The organism is Mucilaginibacter sediminis, from assembly GCF_051903035.1.
In the GTDB taxonomy this organism is placed as follows: Bacteria; Bacteroidota; Bacteroidia; order Sphingobacteriales; family Sphingobacteriaceae; genus Mucilaginibacter.
The window spans coordinates 661,429-681,309 of record NZ_CP170602.1 but is presented as its reverse complement, the minus strand read 5'-3'; the positions used below and the strand labels follow the sequence as shown (position 1 = coordinate 681,309).

Annotated in this window: 13 protein-coding genes; 3 read left to right on the top strand and 10 right to left on the bottom strand. The window is 41.2% G+C overall.

The genetic code is table 11. From position 1 onward, the window contains the following. Nucleotide 1 precedes the first annotated feature (1 nt). Nucleotides 2-676, bottom strand: a complete 675-nt coding sequence (locus ACFGVS_RS02550) for a DUF3826 domain-containing protein (RefSeq protein WP_439697312.1) — start codon at nt 674-676, stop codon at nt 2-4. A gap of 449 nt (nt 677-1,125) precedes the next feature. Between ACFGVS_RS02550 and ACFGVS_RS02545 the strand changes: the two genes are divergently transcribed. Beyond that, nucleotides 1,126-2,016: an AraC family transcriptional regulator gene (locus tag ACFGVS_RS02545; RefSeq protein ID WP_090647882.1), complete on the top strand. Its 891-nt coding sequence runs from the start codon at nt 1,126-1,128 to the stop codon at nt 2,014-2,016. Between the two features lie 44 nt (nt 2,017-2,060). Here ACFGVS_RS02545 and ACFGVS_RS02540 read toward each other — a convergent pair whose 3' ends face one another. The 8 genes from ACFGVS_RS02540 to ACFGVS_RS02505 all read right to left on the bottom strand — a co-directional run bounded on the left by ACFGVS_RS02540 (nt 2,061) and on the right by ACFGVS_RS02505 (nt 16,304). Then, nucleotides 2,061-2,987, bottom strand: coding sequence for a dihydrodipicolinate synthase family protein (locus ACFGVS_RS02540; protein ID WP_439697311.1), 927 nt, complete (start codon nt 2,985-2,987; stop codon nt 2,061-2,063). Between the two features lie 29 nt (nt 2,988-3,016). Then, nucleotides 3,017-4,573 carry a sodium:solute symporter gene (locus ACFGVS_RS02535; protein WP_439697310.1) on the bottom strand — a complete coding sequence of 519 codons (1,557 nt, stop codon included), beginning with the start codon at nt 4,571-4,573 and terminating at the stop codon, nt 3,017-3,019. A 232-nt stretch (nt 4,574-4,805) separates the two neighbouring features. Then, nucleotides 4,806-7,613 (bottom strand): outer membrane beta-barrel family protein, encoded by a 2,808-nt coding sequence (locus ACFGVS_RS02530; protein WP_439697309.1) that lies wholly within the window; start codon nt 7,611-7,613, stop codon nt 4,806-4,808. A 192-nt stretch (nt 7,614-7,805) separates the two neighbouring features. Further along, nucleotides 7,806-10,013, bottom strand: coding sequence for an alpha-galactosidase (locus ACFGVS_RS02525; protein ID WP_439697308.1), 2,208 nt, complete (start codon nt 10,011-10,013; stop codon nt 7,806-7,808). A gap of 50 nt (nt 10,014-10,063) precedes the next feature. Continuing rightward, nucleotides 10,064-12,088: an alpha-galactosidase gene (locus tag ACFGVS_RS02520; RefSeq protein ID WP_439697307.1), complete on the bottom strand. Its 2,025-nt coding sequence runs from the start codon at nt 12,086-12,088 to the stop codon at nt 10,064-10,066. A gap of 126 nt (nt 12,089-12,214) precedes the next feature. Beyond that, nucleotides 12,215-14,551, bottom strand: coding sequence for a glycoside hydrolase family 95 protein (locus ACFGVS_RS02515; protein ID WP_439697306.1), 2,337 nt, complete (start codon nt 14,549-14,551; stop codon nt 12,215-12,217). A gap of 10 nt (nt 14,552-14,561) precedes the next feature. Beyond that, complete coding sequence (locus ACFGVS_RS02510) at nt 14,562-15,875, bottom strand: alpha-L-fucosidase (protein ID WP_439697305.1); 1,314 nt, start codon at nt 15,873-15,875, stop codon at nt 14,562-14,564. A 123-nt stretch (nt 15,876-15,998) separates the two neighbouring features. Next, nucleotides 15,999-16,304 carry a hypothetical protein gene (locus ACFGVS_RS02505; RefSeq protein ID WP_439697304.1) on the bottom strand — a complete coding sequence of 102 codons (306 nt, stop codon included), beginning with the start codon at nt 16,302-16,304 and terminating at the stop codon, nt 15,999-16,001. Between ACFGVS_RS02505 and ACFGVS_RS02500 the strand changes: the two genes are divergently transcribed. Continuing rightward, nucleotides 16,303-16,989, top strand: a complete 687-nt coding sequence (locus tag ACFGVS_RS02500) for a hypothetical protein (RefSeq protein WP_439697303.1) — start codon at nt 16,303-16,305, stop codon at nt 16,987-16,989. The genes ACFGVS_RS02505 and ACFGVS_RS02500 overlap by 2 nt on opposite strands. Nucleotides 16,990-18,287: 1,298 nt before the next feature. On the opposite strand, the gene ACFGVS_RS02495 is transcribed toward ACFGVS_RS02500, so the two are convergent. Continuing rightward, the gene (locus tag ACFGVS_RS02495; RefSeq protein ID WP_439697302.1) at nt 18,288-18,872 is read right to left on the bottom strand and encodes a TIGR00730 family Rossman fold protein; all 585 of its coding nucleotides are present in this window, start codon (nt 18,870-18,872) and stop codon (nt 18,288-18,290) included. A gap of 133 nt (nt 18,873-19,005) precedes the next feature. Here ACFGVS_RS02495 and ACFGVS_RS02490 point away from each other — a divergent pair, with 133 nt between their 5' ends. After that, nucleotides 19,006-19,776: a hypothetical protein gene (locus ACFGVS_RS02490; RefSeq protein ID WP_439697301.1), complete on the top strand. Its 771-nt coding sequence runs from the start codon at nt 19,006-19,008 to the stop codon at nt 19,774-19,776. Nucleotides 19,777-19,881 lie beyond the last annotated feature (105 nt).

Below are 19,881 nucleotides of genomic sequence, written 5' to 3'. Positions count from 1 at the left end.
TTTATTTGTTTGCCGCAGCCCTTTCTTTAATCCGCTTTTGCCATTCTTCGCCTTCCTTCTTCATATCGTAGCCCTGCGCAGATAGGTAGTTATTAATACGGCCCTTAAATTTGCCAAACCAGGCATGCTTTTTTTCCGACGATTCTGCATCTATGGCATTTTCGCGCGCTTCCAGTAACCAGCCTTTGATTTTGTCTTTTTGCAAATTGGTCAGGCTGGGTATTTCATCTAAATAAGCGGTGTACGTTATCGGGTAAATCCGGTAGGTCATCCCGTCCTTAACTTTATCCACCTGGTCGGCATTTAATTCGGCAGTTAATTTCGAAAGGTATTGTGCATGCAGCGCTTTCACCTGTTTAACAACAGCGCTGTCAACATCGGCCATCCTGGTTGCAGCCGCGGGTTTATCATTGGCAAGTTGTTCTTTAATATGTTTGTTTTTTGCGTTCCGGTCGTTATATATATCATTAAGGCCGCGGTATTGGCCAACAATAATATCACGTACCTTTTTATATTTTGCCGAGTCGCTAATATTTAACACATCCACAATTTTTGCTGCACGTTGGGTAATTACCTGCGTGTAATTATCGCTCCCGGCATTTGCCGGCGCCGGTTGCGCCAGTGCGGCTGAATACCCTCCACACAGTAACATTAACATAACAATATATTTTTTCATAATTTTTTCTCCTGATTCAAACATTTAACTCCTTATAAAAAACCAAACAACTGAAAATCAACATATTAAATAACTATTGTGATATATTTTACTTTATTTCAATCGTATTTACAAAATAAAACAAGTGGATATATATTACTAATACCTTAATTAAACACTGTATGTTGGTTACCTTATTGGGGTTTATAAACTTGGCTGCAGCAAACTGTTTTACAGGATGCTTAAACAAATATCAAATATTAGGGAGTGCAATTTCTACCTGTATTTATCAATTTATTGTACGATCCTATCATAACCTTAATTTCACAGCTGATGTAACAAACGTCAAAGAATTGTTACCATTTTATAAACATCTTTTGCATTAATTTTTATAATTTTAAATATTGTAAGCCATATAGAAAGCAGTGTTCAAACTGTTTATTTTATAACCAGTATATTGATTTTTTAAAATGAAGCCTCATTTCCTTAAGGTTGCTGTAAAACCACAGAACTCTTTCAGCATCAGGCATGATATTTTGCCAACCTTCCGGGGTATCTGGCATTATCATCCCGAACTGGAGCTGCATTACGTAATTAAAGGCGAAGGTGTGCGTTTTATTGGTGATAATATCAGCAATTTTTCGCCCGGCGAGATCACCTTACTTGGCGAGGCCTTACCCCACTGCTGGCGCTGCAAGGACGAATACTTTTTACCCGATTCTGGCTTGAACGTAGAGGTTATTGTAATTCACTTTTTACCGGATTGTTTGGGCAAATATTTATTGAATTTGCCCGAAACTTACCTACTGCCAAAACTATTTGAAAAGGCTAAAAGCGGCATGGTGATAAAAGGCGAAGCCAGGGAAAAGCTGGCTGGGTTAATGCGCCAGGCGGTTGAGGCAACCAACCTCGAACGCATCATTGTGTTGCTATCTATTTTGAAAATACTGGCCGAAACTGAAGAGTTTGCCCCGATCATTCTCTCACACAGCGAATTTCACCAGTCAAACGAATCGGATACCATCCGGCTGAATAAAGTGTGCTCATACACACTTGCCAACTATAAACAGGAAATCAGCCTCGAAAAAATAGCAGCTATAGGTAATTTAAGCGTTACCTCGTTTTGCAGGTATTTTAAGCTGATGACCAAGAAAACGTATTTTGATTTTTTAACGGAGATAAGGATCAGCCACGCCTGCCGGTTTTTAATTGAGGATAAGCTGCCTACCGAGGTACTATGTTTTGAGTGCGGCTACAATAATATTTCAAATTTTTACCGGCATTTTAAACGGGTTACCAACATGACCCCGCTGGAGTACAAGAGGCGATATATTAAAGGACAAAAGGCTGCTGTGGCATAGCTAATTGATTTATATATTATAATTAACAAGTCGGCTTTTAGCTATTACAAAATACCGATATTATTTTGCAGTAAAGTATAACTGCTATACAAATCTTCCATCTGGTTACGCACCGAAGCCGAAAATTGCCCCACGTTACGCCTTGTAACTGTCGAAATTTTTAATCCGCGCCTGGTTAAATAATATTTAGCTATAACCGGGTATACATTATGCATCACAACCATATTATCTGTTAAAAACTCTTGTACCATATTTACCTCGTGCTGCAAAGCCTCATTGGCATAATTATTACACAACCATACAATTAGCTCCGGAAAAAAATTCCCCTGGATACATGACAGGCCGGCCGAACCTGCTTTTAAAGTTTCAACGGCGTGCCCCATATATGCATCGTATAAACCAAAGGCCGGGTTTACGTCCTGGGCAGCCAATTTTTGCTTTACCTGGTTAATATCGAGACAGGTGTCTTTATGATAAATTACCCTGCCAGTGGCTACAAAATCAATAAGCTGCTGTGGTGATAACAGCCTTTTATAAGGTACCGGGCATTCGTAAAAACCCAGCGGAATACCTGTAGTTTGTTCAAATAAGTCAAATACGCGGTCGTTCAAAACTTCATCTCCCTCGTTAACATCTGCCAGTAAACTTGTAATGGCAATTACCGCTGCTGTACCTGTATCATGCACTTTTTTTATAAAATCGGCTTGCTGTGTAACAGTGCCACCAAAGGTGCCTGTGGCTACTACAGGTACGGCGCCATTCACCACTTGTATAACGTGTCTGATAAGTTGCAGCCGCTCATCTTCCTTGAGTTCAAACATCTCGCTGGATAAGCAATTGGCAAATACGCCGGCGGCGCCTGCCTGCAAATACATCTCTGTAAGTTGTGTAAGTGCGTCATAATCAATACCGCCGTCGCTTTTAAAAGGTGTCAACATTACCGGTATAAAGCCTTTTTTCGCCTGTTCCATTTGTTTTTGAATTGAATTTAAATGAGTAATTAAACCGTTTGCCGCCTTGCTTTTGTTAAAAGTATGCCCGTAAGAAAAATGGAGAGCGTACCCACCACAATAATCATATTAGTATTGAAAGTACTGCGAAGCGACGCGTACTGATCTGGAATAATGGCCGGAAATGTAAGCCATATGATAACTATAACACCTATAATGGTGGCTATAATTGCCTCGTGATTGTTAGTTTGCCTGCTGATGATGCCTAATAAAAACAAGCCCAGCATGCCCGCGGCAAATATGCCCGAAAGCTGCCACCATAAATCAAGAATACTTTTTGCCCCTATCATGGCTATACCCACGCCCATACCGGCAAAGCCGAATACTACGGTGCCAATATGTAATAAAAAAAGTGTCTGCTTGCCATTAAGCTTCGGTTTAAAATACCGTTTATAAATATCAATTGCAAAAACGGTAGCCGATGCATTCATCCCCGAGCTGATGGTACTCATTGCTGCCGATAAAATTGCCGCAACAATAATGCCCACCAACCCTGTTGGAATACGGGTTACCATAAAATGAGGCATAATTTTATCGCCATAATCGGCAGGCGTTAATGTGGCCATCAGGGCGTTTACCTGGCCGGGGGTAGCCGTTAACGGAAGCCGTTCCGCAGCTACCTGGTGCTTTATACTCAAAAGTAAACCGGGATGCTGGCTATAGTAGGCATACAGGCAGGATCCTATCGCAAAAAAAAGGAACGATGCCGGGATATATATCAGCACACAAAGCCACACCGATTTTGCTGCCTGCCTGGTTGATTTTGCCGCATGATACCGTTGTATATAATTTTGGTCCATCCCAAAATTGTTAAGGTTTATAAAAAAACCGTAAAACAATATTACCCAAAACGTGGGCTGTGTAAAATTTAACGAGAAACTGCCCAGGCTAAACTTATCGGCTATTTTACCTATGGACAGTATTTGGGCAAAACCGCCTGACACATTGGTTACCACCAGGTAAATAATAAGCACTGCTCCCAGTGTTTTTATAATGGCTTGTACTACCTCCGTCCAGATAACCGCTTTTATACCTCCCGATACTGTGTAGATGATAATAGCAATACCCATAACAAGCATTATCAGTTTCATAGACACCCCTGTAAGCGCCTGCAGGCTTAATGCAATACCAAAAAACACCGAGCCCATACGCGCCAGCTGTGTAAGTAAAAAACAAATAACCGCATAAGTACGCGCCCATGCCCCAAAACGTTTTTCGAAATGGGTATAGGCTGATACTTCGCCACTGTTACGGTAAAATGGTATAAAATATTTAACCGCTATCCACGCCGCCAGAGGCATAGACAGGCTGAATACAAAAGCGCTCCAGTTACCGCCATAGGCTTTACCCGGCACGCCCAAAAAAGTGTTGCTGCTTAAAAATGTGGCATATATGGATAGCCCTATAGCCCAGCCCGGTATCAAACCCGAGCCGGTGGTAAATTGCTCGGCATTCTTATTCTTCCGCGAAAAATAAAAGCCGATTAATACCATGGCAATAAGGTAAATACCTATAACGGCAAAATCGACCACGGGTAACATTTTCATGTTTGGAACGGGTTGAACGGTAAAAGTTTATATTATGGTTTAAAATTGTATTAACAAATGTAGCATTGTGGCTGTATCATTTACTGTAACATTTTTTCAGACTATTGTATGATATTAGCATTGGGTTGCAGAAAAATCACCGGTCAATTTTTTAGTTTTTTGGCTGCCAAATTTGCTGATGTATTCATTTGATCTACAAAGAAACCGACGATATAATTGAAAGAGGTTTATATTATTCAATAAAACTTCCGTCCCCTCTCCTTTTCATCCGTTGCCCATGACGCATTGGCGAGCCCGTCCATTTTTGCAGGTTTAGTTTGGCGCTGAACATGAAGTAGCGGCTTTGGGCGTTACTGAGGGTGTTGGTTACCGAGTTTTCGGTAGTTACCTGGTTAACAAAGTTGTTTTGCTTTAATATATCAAATACCTGGAATGTGAGCGTAAGGTTGCGGCGCTTAAAAAACTGCTGTTCAATGTATGCGTTAATGACCAAAGGATTACGGGTAAGGTTTTGCGATATCCCTTTTACGAAGTTTTTATTAGCACTGTAGCCAAAGGTAGCAGTACGCCCGGTAAGGAAATAAAACTTACCATCAATGGCTAAAGCCGTTGTGCTGATATTGGTATTTACCGAATGCGGTAGCGTGAAATATGATTTTGCCACGTCATAGGAAACGTACGGGTTAATTTCTACCGATTCGCTTGGGTTTATTTGTGGGCCTAAACGTTCGTTAAAATGCCAGGTAGTGGTAAAGTTTTGAACGTTGTTACTCATTGACACACCATGGCCGTAATTGATGGTGCCGTTAAGCGACAGGTTATATTTCCTATTGTCCAGTTGTTTCGAAATATTGTAGTTACCGCCTATTGTATAGCTGCCATTTAAGTTAATATAGTGTGTTTCGTTTTTTAAAGCGCCAAGAGTATCGGCTATCTGCACCGTATTGGTAACAATTTGGTTTTTAATAAAGCTCACGTTGGCGTTGGCGGATACATTGAACTTTGAATCGACTATGTAGTTATTGTATTGCAAATTGATGGAATTCCTGAATGATGGTTTCAAATCGGGGTTACCCACAACCGGGTTTTGCGGATTAGACTCATCGCGCACAGGCTGAATCTGGTTAAATGAAGGCTCTTGCGGGCTGCCAGAATAGTTAACCGAAAAACGCTCCTGCTTTGACCATACGTACTGAAAACGCGCTATCGGGATCAGATTAAAATTAGTGCGGTGCGTACTTACCACCCCACCGGTTACTTTTGTTCCGTCCAAAACGGTTGGCACACCGGTTACACCTATTGATACATTGTATTTTTTTTGATTAATGCGATAATTAAGTGCAAGGCGGGTTTCGGTAAATGAGTATTTAAAAACATTGCTCAATGAATCGACAAGACTGCGCCTGCCCAGCGAATCGATATTATAGGTATAGGCCTGGTTATCATAACTTCGCGAATTTACCTGGGCGTTAAACTCAAGTTGCGACACATCGGTAAGGGGCTCAACGTAGGTAAAACTCGTCCTGAAGCTTTTACTCAGGTTACTGCGGCTGATGTGGCGGTTCACCAGTGAATCTTTTAAAACATGATTAGTAGAATCCTGGTAGTAGATGATGTTATTATCCTGCTCATTAACGGTTTCATTATCCACCCGGTTGTAGCTTACCTGCAGCGATAGGTTGCGTTTTGGTTTTTTAAACAAATGCTGATAAAATACAATAGCCCCCCAGGTGGGCACGGTATTATTGCTACCGGTTAGCCCCAAAATATCCTGGTGAATGAGACCGGTTTTGAAACTTTGAGATGTGTTTGTTGAGTTTACGCCCGAGTAGCTAAAACTGGGAGTCACTTTCAGGTAATTAGCGCTATCGATATTATATTCCAGTTCCAGGTTTACATTATGAGTTTTGTTATTATTTTGTGAATTGGAGTTCCTGATAAAATTAGTGGTACCCAATGTGCTAAACTGTTGACCATCGCTATGGTTAATTGAATTAACATCCCGAAAATTATAGTTGTAGCTGGTATTTATCTGGATTTTTTTGGTGAGATAACTCCGGTAACTGATATTAGGCCCACCTGTTTTGGTAGTACCGCCACTGCCGCCACCGGTTCCGCCCGAAACACCATTTACGGTGTTTACAAAACTGCCTATCACCCCTATCTGCTCGTTGCCGTTTATCCTCTGAAAAAACAGGCGGTTATCATAACGGTCGTCACTGCCTACACCCGCGCTTAATCGACCAACATTACCTACCGATCTATCGGCCCTTGTGGTAATATTCAACACTTTTTGCGGGTCGCCATCTTTGATGCCGGTACGGGCCGCCTGGTCGCCGTAGTCGTCAATTATCTGTACTTTATCAACTATATCGGCAGGCAAATTTTTAATTGCCTGGGCAACATCTCCCCCAATATAATCTTTACCATTCAGCCGGGCCTTTACTACGGCCTGGCCCTGGTGGGTAACCGTTCCGTCTTTGGCAACTTCCACACCCTCCATTTTTTTAATCAGTTCGTCAACAGTAGCGTTCGGGCGTACTTTATAGTCGCTGGCACGATACTCAACCGTATCGGTTTTGTAAGTAACACTTGGCTCGCCATTTATCACTACCTCGCCCAGCATGTGTTGCTGCGGCTTCAAGACAAAAGCATCAAGTTCTAAACTGCGCGATTCGTCGTTATTCAACATCTTGCGGACAACCGTTTGGAACCCCACGCTGGTAACAGTGATAACAAAAGTAGCCGATTTAACCTTCCCAAACCTGAACTTACCTGTCGGGCCGGTACTGGTAACCATGCTGTCTGTAACCGATATCAGTTTAATGGTTGCCCCTTCCAGTTTTTTATTTGTAGTATCCTTCACTACCCCATAAACTTCCCTGAAAGGCAAAGGACCTTTTTGATCTTTTGTACCACGTTGCCTCCCGAAGTTACCCGCGCCGTTGTTTCCATTACCGTTACCACCTCCCCGGCGGTTTTGGGCATAGCCTATGGCGGCAAACGTCAATATAAATAAACAGAGTAAAGTTTTTTTCATGGTAAGGCGGATGTAGCTGGGTTAAGTCCTGAGTTAAAAGTCCTGAGCCAGAAGTTATAAGTAGCAAGCTGACTTATAACTTGAGGCTATCAATTTAAAACTTGTAAAGTTGACAGGAATTAATCCGGCTAAAAATACAAGGCCGCAACGGTTTATTTTAAACTGTTGCAGCCTTGTTACATAACATCCTTGTTACTTGCTTTCTTCGAGCTGCAAAACAACACTTGTTCTGCCGCTGTTAACATCGGGGTTGATGCCTACGGTCATTAAAAAATCGCCTGTTAAAACCAGGTTATTTTCGATGGATGAGTTGGAGCCTGCATAAAGGTTAATCTCTTTAACCAGGTATTTTTTTTGCGGATCGAGGCCTTTCAGGCGGATAGGCACCTTTGTTCCGGCATTGTAACGATTATTAACCAAATAGTTAAATACAACTGCTTTTGATTTGCTTTCATTAACATACATAATAGATGCGGCATCGTTATCCCACGGCGATTGCAGGCGATATTGATCGCCGTGCCAGATGGCATCTTTCAGGTATTCATAGTTTTTAAGCGCATCATGCACATAGGTAAGGTCTTGCTCAGTTAGTTTGCTTACTACAATATCAAACCCAAGCTTACCCATCATAGCCACATCTGTGCGGAATTTTATAGGCTGTTTACCCCAGTCGGTAACGTGGTTTGAACTGGTGATGGCAGGATAAAAATAGGAATACTCCCATTGGATAAACACCCTTTCCAGCGGTTCGGTATTATCACTTGGCCAAAACTCGGTAAAGTATTTGAGTGCGCCGTAGTCAACACGGCCACCGCCGCCAGAGCATAGCATCAAAGGTACTTTGGGATATTTTGCCCTGACACGTTCCAATACTTTATACAAACCGAAAACATAGTCGGTATACAAATGCGATTGATCTTTTTTCAGATAAGCTGAATATGCATTATAAATCACCGCGTTACAATCCCATTTAATATAGGCCAGGGTTGGGTTTTTGGTAAACAGGTCATCCACTATGCCAAATACAAAATCCTGAACTTTAGGATTAGCAAGATCCAACACCAACTGGTTACGGAAATACTTTTCGGGCCGGTTTGGTTGCTTTATCACCCAATCCGGATGTTTGCCGTAAAGTTCACTTTTGGGGTTAACCATTTCGGGCTCAATCCAAATGCCGAATTTCACGCCATCGGCAGTTGCTTCCTTTACCAACGAACCAATGCCATTAGGTAATTTCAATTTGTTTTCCTGCCAATCGCCTAAACCGGCATGATCATCATTACGTGGAAATTTGTTGCCAAACCAACCATCATCTAACAAAAACAAATCGACGCCTAATTTTTTGGTATCTTTTAATAAACCAAACAGTTTGCTTTCGTTAAAATCAAAATAGGTCGATTCCCAGTTGTTCAGCAAAGTAAGTCTATCACCCTGGCCATCAACAATTTTATATTGGCGTGCCCAACGTTGCAGCTTACGGCTGGCATCTCCCTTACCATGATCTGAATAAGTATAGACAAACGCCGGCGTAGTAAACTCCTGTGCAGGTTTAAGATGATATTCGGCCGCAGCATTGTTAATACCGGCAATAACCCTTAAGTTATTGGATACATCCAACTCCAGATCGATTTTAAAATTGCCCGACCATTCCAGCGCGCCAAGCATTACTTTACCTTCATCCTCGGTAGCCGGTTTATCCATAGATACCATGAACATAGATGGCTCATACAAATTAGCGCGGGTGCCCAGTTTGCTATCAATAGTTTTAATACCATGGGTTAATCTAGCTTCTTCGGGTTGCATTTCCAGCGCCCAATTACCATGGTATTGTTTTAGCCAAAAGCCATTACCTTTTAAATTAAGATTGGCCGATGCATATTTGTTCAGCGTCACTTCACCCTTTTCGTTATGTTTTATTACCGACCATTGTTCGGTAACGTCCTCTTTAAAATAGGTTTTATAATATAATGTTACTTCAAACGGGTAGGCAGGATCTTTCAGGTTAACGGTAAGCAGGCTTATATCCTCGTCAACTTTGGTAACGGTGTGGCTTACATAAACCAGGTTGAGGGATTTATTACCATCGGTATGCGTCACGGTTATTGCCGGTTCGGCCAGGCTTTGCGAGCCCGATGCCATGTAGGCTTCAGTTAACACACCCGAGTCATCGGCCTGGCGGTACATTTTGCCAATATGTTCGTATTCTTTGGCGTTACCCAGCTTACTGCCGAAGTAAACCATTTTAAGGGTTTTATCGCCTCCGGTTTGCAGCACCAGGGCATTATTTTGTGTTTCTACCGGGATGGTAACAGTTTGGGCGTAGCTTCCCATAGCCATCACCATCGAACTTACAAGCACCACACCAAATGGCAATGCTTTGTTTGTAAACGTCTTTCTCAATTTTTTATAGGTTATTAATCAGGTACAAATAAGGTTAAATTTATTGATTATTAGTTCTTGAACTCAAATTTATATAATACAGCATCAGCGGCAGGCAATTTTACATTCAAATCTGTATTCGTGACTTTCAGTATTTCGGTAACTTTATATTTTTGCAGGGGCAGGCCTAACCTTTTAAAATCCAATACAAACGCTTTGGGGGTATCCGAGTAATTAAATACGGCCACATAATACGCATTCCCGATTTTTTGAGTGAACAGTTCAGACGCGTTTTCGCCGGTATTACCCTCAACCGGTTTAAAGGATTTACCATTTTTAATAACCGTTAAAATCTCCGGATTTTGATACCACGCTATAGCCCTTGAGCTCCACTGTCCGTGTACGGAAAAATCGTCGCCGGTAATAAACGTACCGGTAACTATGCCCGAAAGCATCCGGGCGCGGTTGGCCCCTTCAGTTTCGTTGTTTAACACCACATGATCGGCATCAACAAAATTGTACAAATAGGTTTGCCACCAGCCATAGCTTACACTGTTTAAAGTGTACTGCGTATTATCGATACTTTTAAAAGCATCGCAGGCAATGCGGCGGGTATGCACATAGCGGCCCGATGCCAAACTTGGCGATATAGCGGCGTAAATAAGCATCTGATCGCCCAATTTGCCTACCAGGTATTCCATCCCTTTACGATAAGCCTGCATTCCTGTAGTTATGGCGGGATCATAAAAATGAGTAGATTCAGCTGTAGCGTGGCCCAGGAAATCTATTTTAATCATCTTAAAGCCGCATTCCTTCAACTTGCCAATCACCAAATCAATATGTTGCAGCGTTGCGGGGTGTGTAGGATCAACAGCCCTTGCGCCATCAATATCGTGGTAGCCTTTACCAACTTTTGTCCAGGTTTCGCCGTAGGTATAATTAGTGCCGGCTACTTTTCTGTCGGGACCATCTTTCCAGCCCCAATCGGTAAATGGCGCCCAATAAACTCCGGGTTGCAATCCCTTGCTTTTGCAATAGTCGGCAAACTCCTTCAGCCTGCTGTAATCTCCTTCTAAGCCGCCCTTCAGCATAAAATCCCAATAGGAATCCAAATCGATAAAAGCAGTCTTACCGGTGCGGAAGGTTGACAGGCTATCGGCAAAAAAATCGGCCACTTTTGTGGCTTTCTCGTAGGTTAGTTTTTCCTGCATCACGCCCCAGCTATTCCATCCAACAGGCGTAGGTTTTGTCCAGTTAAAAACAAACGGAGGTTCGGCAATGCGGTTGGCTTTAGCATATTCTTCCATACCGGTTCGCCAGTCATTGTAGTAACCAATAAATATCTTGGGCGACTGCACTATATCACCTTTAACATCGCCATGTTCAATATTATCACGGGTTACGCTTTCTTCGGTATAGCCGCTCCAAACAACCATGCGGTTACTTTCGCCCGTAGCGGTGCTGCGAACCCCGGTTTTCCAAACCTCGTGCTCAACAGAACCAGCTATGTAACCGTTGCGGCTGGCGTTGTCATATATGGAACCTACTTCGGCACTGGTATTGCTGAACGGGGCCTTGAACTCTTTGGCATTGTAGCGGATAAACGTATCGTTATCAAAGGGCACAAAAACGCTGCGCGCATCGCCCGTAACAGCCGGAATATTCCCGGAAAACGGAATAATGGAATTGCTGGATATTTTTTTTCCTGTTAATACAACCTGGGTCAGAAAAAATTCCCGACCCGGATAAACGTAAAATACCTGTTCAATTTTTGGCAAGCCGCTGCCGGTAAGTGTTACTACGTATTTTTCGCCTTTGCCAAAACCATCAGTTATGGGTGTTGAGGCATACCTACGATATAAATTATCAGTGGTAGCTACGGCTGCATCTTTTATTTTGAAAGTGGATGTTACATTAGAAAACAAGGTTGTTTTGCCATGATAAACATTATAGATACCGGTTTTAAGATCATAAACAATGCTATTGCCTTTACCGTATGGGATTATTACGATACTCGTTTGTTTGGCTGATGCAATACTAAACAGTGATTGCATGGCTAACGACAGGGTAAAAATTATTTTATAGTATATTTTCATTGATTGGCATTTTTTAATAATACAGCGTCATTGCGAGGCACGAAGCAATCCTCGATATGCTAAGTCCCACATAGTTTGGGATTGCTTCGTGCCTCGCAATGACGGTAGTTTAGTACGTTGATTTAACTACACCTTTTGCGCCATCACCTCTTTCATCACCCCGTTAACCTTTATTTTTACTTTACGCGGCGTGGTTGATGTAACGCGGTAGTTAATAACCTTACCATCTTTCCATTTAAAATCGACAGTAAAATTGCCCCGGGCACGTAACCCTTTCACATCGCCGGATGCTTTCCAGCTATCGGGAATTGCCGGTATCAGGTTGATATAGCCTTCATGGCTTTGGATCAGCATTTCGGCAATACCGGCAGTTGTGCCAAAGTTTCCATCTATCTGGAACGGCGGACCGGCTGATAACAGGTTTGGATAAATACCGCCACCCGCACCATAATTAATACCTGTGCTTGTAGTCGGCTTCATGATCTCGGTGAATAATTTATAGGCCCGGTTACCATCGTGCAGTCTCGCCCAGAATAAGAGTTTGTAGGCGATAGACCAGCTTGGGCCATCGTCACCGCGTACATCCAGGGTTTTCTTAGCTGCGGCTGCCAGTTCGGGCGTGCCGTCCGCTGTAATTTCGGATGCCGGGTAAATGCCATACAGATGCGAGATGTGCCTGTGCTGTGGCTCGGTTTCCTTGTAATCTTCCAGCCACTCCTGTATGCGGCCATCCTTGCTGATGATACCGGCGGGCGGAATTTCTGTTAACCGTTTTTTTAATTGAGCACGAAAAGCGGCATCAATACCTAAAGTTTCCGAAGCGGTAATTACATTGGTAAATAACTCGCGCATTATTTGATTATCAATAGTTGCACCGATGCAGATACTGGCGTGATTGCCGCTGCCATCGGGCATAATAAAGCTATTTTCGGGCGATGATGACGGCGCAGTAACCATATAGCCGCTTTTAGGGTCTTTTACCAATATGCTGTTATAAAACTGGGCCGAACCCTTTAAAATGGGGTAAATACTTTTTAGGTAGTTTTTATCATTTGTAAAAGCATAATGATCCCAGATATTGCTGCACAACCAACCCGAACCAGCCTTAGTTACGCCCCATGAGGCACTCTCGCCAGGCTCAGTCCATCCCCAAACGTTGGTGATAACGTGGGCAACCCAGCCATCGGCGTTGTAATAAGCTTTAGCTGTACGCTCGCCATTTTTTACCATGCCGCGCACCAACTCAACCAATGGCAGGTTTAGTTCAGACAAGTTGGAAACCTCAACCGGGAAATGGTTCATTTGTACGTTTACATCCAGGTGGTAATCGCCGTTCCATGGGGTGTGTATTTCGTTGGCCCATAGTCCTTGCAGGTTGGGCGGCAACAAGCCTACCCTTGTACTGCAAATACTTAAATAGCGCCCAAACTGGTAAAACAATACCGGCAAGCCTTTATCATCAGCAGGTGCTTTATGGAAGCTAATAAGCCGCTGATCGGTAGTTTCTGTAGGGTTATCATCACCTAAATTGATGCTTACACGGTTAAACAGCTTTTGAAACTTCCTGGTATGTTCCTGCTTTTCTAAGGCATAGGGCTTTAACATAGCATCAGTTAAATTCTTAGCCATTTTAATCTTAAAATTGGGACCCTTAAAATCGGTAGTTGCCGAAATGTAGATAATAACCTCGGTAGCATTTTTTATAACCAGGCTATTATCTGTGGCGGTTAACGTACCGCCGGTGAGTTTGGCTTTCACATTGGCAATGTATTGCATACCGTTCCCATCGGTGCCATTATCCAACCGGCCTTCCATTTGCAGCGTATTGCCAACTGTGGTGGTTTTTGAGCGCTCCGGGCGGCTAATGCCAATACTGAAATTCAGTTGGCCGGGCTTATCGGCAGTAAGTCTGATAATATCAACATCATTGCCAAAACTGGTGAAATACTCCCGTTTATAGGTAACGCCGTTAACAGTATAAGTACTTTTCGCTAATGCATTATCCAACGACAACTCCCGCTGATAGTTGGTAAATTTTGAAGCATCTGCACCATTATAATCAAACTTCAGGTTTAAATCGCCCAGCGTTTGAAAACAGCCCCATTGTTTGCCTCCTGATCCGGGCCCTTTGCATACAAAGTCCTTATCAATCAAGGCCTGTGCTTCCACGTTTTTACCGGCCAACAACAATGCCTTTATTTCGGGCAGTTTTTTATAGGCATCATAATTATTGGCATCCTGTACCGATCCCGACCAGAGTGTAATGTCATTAAGTACAATTTTCTCCTCGCTCACTCCCCCATCAGGCATCATGCCTAAACGGCCGTTACCCAGGGCAAGGGTCTCTTCCCAGCGCGATGCGGGCTTATCGTAAAGTAACTTAAGCGCCTTTTTTTGGGCGAAAGAAAACGTAGACAGCAATAAAAGAACAGTCGAAATAGTTATATTTTTTGTAAAATTCATTTAGTGCGGGTTATAATTTTATTACCGGTATATCCATAGCATTCACGTCGAGCTCCAATACAATTACCGAGCAATTTTCATCAGGTAAAGTGGCCGGCAACTCTATCTTATAGCCTTTACTGTCCGATCGGATTGCAACCGCATTGCCGTTCAAAAAGTATGATTTCAGGATTTTGGCATTGGGCAGCAATGGAATATTTAGTGTGCTATCCTTACGTTGAAAAATATTGATATAAATTTTATTGCCCAAGCGCGTTGCACCATATTCGGCGGTTGGTGCGTATGGGCCACCTTTTGTGCCATAAATCGCTTCACCGTTTTGCCTTAACCAGGCCCCCATTTCTTTTAAACGGGCTACCTGCCGGGCTTCTATATGGCCATCCATCGCCGGGCCAACGTTAAATAACAGGTTGCCATTACCCGATGCTGATGTTACCAAAGTTTGGATGCACTGTTTTAGTGATTTCATCCCATCATTTGGTTTCCAGGCCCATTGGTTGCAAATGGTAATGCAACTTTCCCATGGTTCATCCATATTAAGTTTGCCTATCGTTTGTTCAGGGGTTAAAAAGTCACCTACTGCATCGCCGCCAAGCTTATCGCTTATTTTCCCAAGCCTGTTGTTTATAACTACATTAGCATCAACGCTTTTAATGTAACTGTAAATTTCTTTGCCATCTTCTGTTGTCCATGGTTTTTCCCAATAGCCATCAAACCAAAGCATAAACGGATGGTATTTGGTAATCACTTCTTTCAACTCGTTTTTCATGCGGGTTTTAAAAGCAGTCATATCTCCTTTCCTGGCATTTATTTCGGGGTGATGAGGGTTATCTATCGGGTAATCCTGGTCATGCCAGTCGAGCACAGTCATATAGATACAAAAGGGAATGCCTTGTTTTTTACAGGCTTTGGCCAACTCCCCAACCAGATCTCTTTTAAAAGGCGATTTGGAAATATTATAATCCGAATAAGCACTTGGCCACAACAGGAAGCCATCGTGATGTTTGGCTGTTATGGTGAGATATTTCATACCGGCATCCTTAGCAGCCTTTACCCAGGCATCGGCATTAAATAATACCGGGTTAAATTCATGGTAAAGGTTATCGTAATCGTCCTCAGACACCTGGTCGTTGCGGCTCCAGCCAATTTCGGTACCACGCTGGGTTACCGGGCCAAAATGAATAAACATACCGAAACGTTTATCCATAAACTGATCCATGACCGCTTTGGGAGTTTTAACCGGAATTGAACTTGTTGCCTGCTGAGCGATAGCTAAACACGTACTTAATAAAAGGACTCCCAATAGTCCTGCTTTTCTTTTCATAGTATAGTTTAATTATTTTTTGGTTAGACTGAGTTGGATTGGGTTTAATTAGGTTGATTGAGTTGGATTAGGTTGGTTTGGTTTTAAAAACCACTCACTTATTAAGCCTAATCAACCAATCACTTATTTATTGTTTACAAAAAAGTTAACAATGCGGCAGGCATGGCCCTTACTCAAATTGTTCTTTTTATCGCTTATTTTAATTTTTAAAGTATGGTTGCCATTGTTCAGCTTATCGCCCAATATATGGTAAACCCCAAGATGAATCCAGCTATAATATTCAGTCAATAAATCCAGATCTTTATAAGCGCCACCATCAATTGAGTAAGATATAATGCCCGCATCGGGCCCAGCCACCACCGCAATACCAACAGCTGTGCCTTTAAATGGCAGGGTGAGTTCGCCACCTGGTTCGGTAGCCTGTAACATGGGTACATCAACAAAACCCGGGCGGGTTAAAAAAAAAAAAAAAAAAAAAAAAAAAAAAAAAAAAAAAAAAAAAAAAAAAAAAAAAAAAAAAAAAAAAAAAAAAAAAAAAAAAAAAAAAAAAAAAAAAAAAAAAAAAAAAAAAAAAAAAAAAAAAAAAAAAAAAAAAAAAAAAAAAAAAAAAAAAAAAAAAAAAAAAAAAAAAAAAAAAAAAAAAAAAAAAAAAAAAAAAAAAAAAAAAAAAAAAAAAAAAAAAAAAAAAAAAAAAAAAAAAAAAAAAAAAAAAAAAAAAAAAAAAAAAAAAAAAAAAAAAAAAAAAAAAAAAAAAAAAAAAAAAAAAAAAAAAAAAAAAAAAAAAAAAAAAAAAAAAAAAAAAAAAAAAAAAAAAAAAAAAAAAAAAAAAAAAAAAAAAAAAAAAAAAAAAAAAAAAAAAAAAAAAAAAAAAAAAAAAAAAAAAAAAAAAAAAAAAAAAAAAAAAAAAAAAAAAAAAAAAAAAAAAAAAAAAAAAAAAAAAAAAAAAAAAAAAAAAAAAAAAAAAAAAAAAAAAAAAAAAAAAAAAAAAAAAAAAAAAAAAAAAAAAAAAAAAAAAAAAAAAAAAAAAAAAAAAAAAAAAAAAAAAAAAAATTTTTTTTTTTTTTTTTTTTTTTTTTTTTTTATTTACTGTAGCAGCGTAGTAAAAATTATTTAAGCCGCCGGCCGTTTTGACATAATCTGTGTAAGGCAGTATTTTTTGTACCGGGTATGAGTTATTGTATATAAATTCGGCGTAATAAGCCGGGCGATCTACCGTAAAATGATGCCCCTGTAACTCCATTGGCCCCTGTGTTACGGGATGGATGCTAATGGGACCGCCCAAAGCAATATAGCGTTTGGCCAGCACATCGCTATTCTCGGCAGGCGGGGCAAGTTTATCGTCGAGTCCTATGGTATGTAAAATGGGCACACGGAACGAAGCCAGGCCTTCCAGGTTATCAATTGGGTTATCGTTGTAGGCAATAGCCTGTTCTTCGGTAAAATGATAAACCTGTTTTAGTTCGTTCCAGGCACCTGCATCTCCGGCCCCCTTCAACTTTCCTCCGGGCCAGCTTTTAATATCACAAACCGGCGTTTCCGCATAAATACAGGTTACCTTATCGGGATTGCGTTTGGCCCAGGCATAAGCATACAGGCCTCCCCTGCTCACAGCTTCGAGTGCTACCTTTGGTGCAAAGGCAAGCTGAGTAGTTAAATAAGTGTAAAATACATCATAAAACTTCATTGCCGATGGTGCACCATACTGGTTGTCAACATTGATAAAGGCTATATAAAACCCTTTTGCAAGCAAAATACTGTCTATATCGGTATGCCAATCGGGGAAAGATGTGCGCCAAACCCAGGGATTGCCAGGCAACGGATGCGCGGGCTTAACGTAGTAAGCATCCCGGTCGGCAAATTTCAGTTGTATTCTTTCAAAGCCTTTCCATAAGTTGGCCTTGCTTTGTGCATCTGCATTAATAAAAAGGGTTGTTAACAGTAATAAAAAAACAGCGTGTTTTAATTTTGACATAGGTTTTAACATTACAATTCGGGCAAAGGTGTTTATGCACTTCGCGGCTTTTGTGAACATAGTATTTTTAAACAGGCCATAACACGGCCATGTGCACGTGTTAAAAGATGCAGCATCTACCCGATCTGTTATTATTGGTTGGGGTAAATATATAAGCTAATTGCACTTCAAAAAATGGATAAACCTTTTAAAACGATGGATTATACACCGATAAATAGTGTTATAAAACGCGCTTAAAATAATTATGCCATTGTACTAAATTATCGATCTTCGTATTAGTAAAATCAGTTTCGGATTAATTAACCACAAATCCTGATTGTATCGAATAACCCGTTTGGTTGTGGTGTGATACTTGCTGTAGTTTTGTAGGATATTACAACCGGCTATGCCAAAGTAATGGCGTTATGTAATCAAAATATATATAAACTGCAAACAACAAACTATGTCAGATTTCTGTCCTTAAACCAAACTTCATCGGGCTTGGCGTTGAAGCTGTCCATCAGGTTTACCAATTCAATTGGGTCGCCGGAGGTAATCACCAGTTCGCGGTTGGTGGGTTTCAGGAATTTTTCCTCAACCATTACATCCAGTTGCTTTAACAACGAATCGTAATACCCGCCGGTATTAAGCAGCCCTATCGGGTGGTTGTGCAGGCCTAACTGCAGCCAGGTAAGTACTTCAAAAAACTCCTCGAGGGTACCAAGTCCGCCGGGCAGGGTGATGATGCCATCGCACAAATCATTCATCATTTGCTTGCGCTGGTGCATGTTATCTACAATGTGCAGCTCGGTTAACCCCGTGTGCCCCACTTCTTTATCCATCAAAAATTGGGGTATCACCCCTATTGCCTTACCGCCGCGACTTAAAATGGCATCGGCTATAAGCCCCATTACGCCAACCTTTCCACCGCCAAATACCAGGGTAATATCGCGGTTTACCATAACTTCGGCTAACTGTTCTATAGCTTGTTTTAATAAAGGATCGCCGTTAAAGTTGGCGCCGCAGAATACGGAAATGGATTTCATGGCGCAAATATAAAATTTACAGTAACCACTTTACAGGTTACGATAGTATAATCCATTAACTTTAGCCGTTTATCCATTTAATACGTATTATTACATAATTACATTTACCAAACCTTATAAACCAAACACCCATATGAAAAAAGCCCTAATACTTGCAGCTGTATTATTTACAATCGGCCTTAAAAGTTCTTTTGCCCAAACTGTTACCAATCCCGATATTGAAAGTACTGACAGCCCGACAAGCACCATCACTAAAATTGAGACAGATCAACAGTATACCGTAGTAAGTTTTAGACATTATGCCGGCAGCGACAACGCCTGGGCTGTGCTTAACAGGGAAATTTATATTCAAACAGATGTTGATAATAAACACTACGGGTACGTAAAATCGGAAGGGATTGCCGTAGCGCCCGAGACTCGGAACACCTTAAAAAAAACAAATGATAAGCTGGAGTTTAAAGTTTATTTTAAAAAGATTCCCGCCAATACCAAAAGCATCGATATTATTGAACGCGCCGGAAAACGGAACGACGGAATAACTTATTTTAATTTTTACAATGTTGATGTTATACACTCATCGCCCGGGGATAAGGGCGTAAAAATAACCAACGTGGAATTATTGCCACCGCCACCGGTAAATGGGACAGGGCAACCTTTAGACGGGGCTAACATGTTGGCAAATGCCATGGGTGGAATGGGTCCCATGTATACATCCATGGTAAAAAGCTTGCTTGACGCACAATTTACTTACTACCAACAGCCAGGCAAAATAGCCGAGATAGCAAAACTAAATAAAGAGTATTTTGATGCGCTTACCAAAGAGGGCTTTACCAACGACCAGGCTTTAAAAATAATAACATCAAACAGCATTATCCCAAAGTCGGCGTCTATTAACGGCCAGTAAATAGCTGCCAAAAGAGAAGCCAGTAAGGTTATAAGTTTTACTTACAACCATACTGGCTTTTTTATTATCCGGAGAAAATCCAACCGCTCACCTAATCAACCAAAA

What these genes read in the sequence shown, in the direction of transcription:
- ACFGVS_RS02550 (WP_439697312.1), bottom strand. Translation starts at nt 676, where the DNA reads ATGAAAAAATATATTGTTATGTTAATGTTACTGTGTGGAGGGTATTCA.
- ACFGVS_RS02545 (WP_090647882.1), top strand. Translation starts at nt 1,126, where the DNA reads ATGAAGCCTCATTTCCTTAAGGTTGCTGTAAAACCACAGAACTCTTTC.
- ACFGVS_RS02540 (WP_439697311.1), bottom strand. Translation starts at nt 2,987, where the DNA reads ATGGAACAGGCGAAAAAAGGCTTTATACCGGTAATGTTGACACCTTTT.
- ACFGVS_RS02535 (WP_439697310.1), bottom strand. Translation starts at nt 4,573, where the DNA reads ATGAAAATGTTACCCGTGGTCGATTTTGCCGTTATAGGTATTTACCTT.
- ACFGVS_RS02530 (WP_439697309.1), bottom strand. Translation starts at nt 7,613, where the DNA reads ATGAAAAAAACTTTACTCTGTTTATTTATATTGACGTTTGCCGCCATA.
- ACFGVS_RS02520 (WP_439697307.1), bottom strand. Translation starts at nt 12,088, where the DNA reads ATGAAAATATACTATAAAATAATTTTTACCCTGTCGTTAGCCATGCAA.
- ACFGVS_RS02515 (WP_439697306.1), bottom strand. Translation starts at nt 14,551, where the DNA reads ATGAATTTTACAAAAAATATAACTATTTCGACTGTTCTTTTATTGCTG.
- ACFGVS_RS02510 (WP_439697305.1), bottom strand. Translation starts at nt 15,875, where the DNA reads ATGAAAAGAAAAGCAGGACTATTGGGAGTCCTTTTATTAAGTACGTGT.
- ACFGVS_RS02500 (WP_439697303.1), top strand. Translation starts at nt 16,303, where the DNA reads ATGGGTACATCAACAAAACCCGGGCGGGTTAAAAAAAAAAAAAAAAAA.
- ACFGVS_RS02505 (WP_439697304.1), bottom strand. Translation starts at nt 16,304, where the DNA reads ATGTTACAGGCTACCGAACCAGGTGGCGAACTCACCCTGCCATTTAAA.
- ACFGVS_RS02495 (WP_439697302.1), bottom strand. Translation starts at nt 18,872, where the DNA reads ATGAAATCCATTTCCGTATTCTGCGGCGCCAACTTTAACGGCGATCCT.
- ACFGVS_RS02490 (WP_439697301.1), top strand. Translation starts at nt 19,006, where the DNA reads ATGAAAAAAGCCCTAATACTTGCAGCTGTATTATTTACAATCGGCCTT.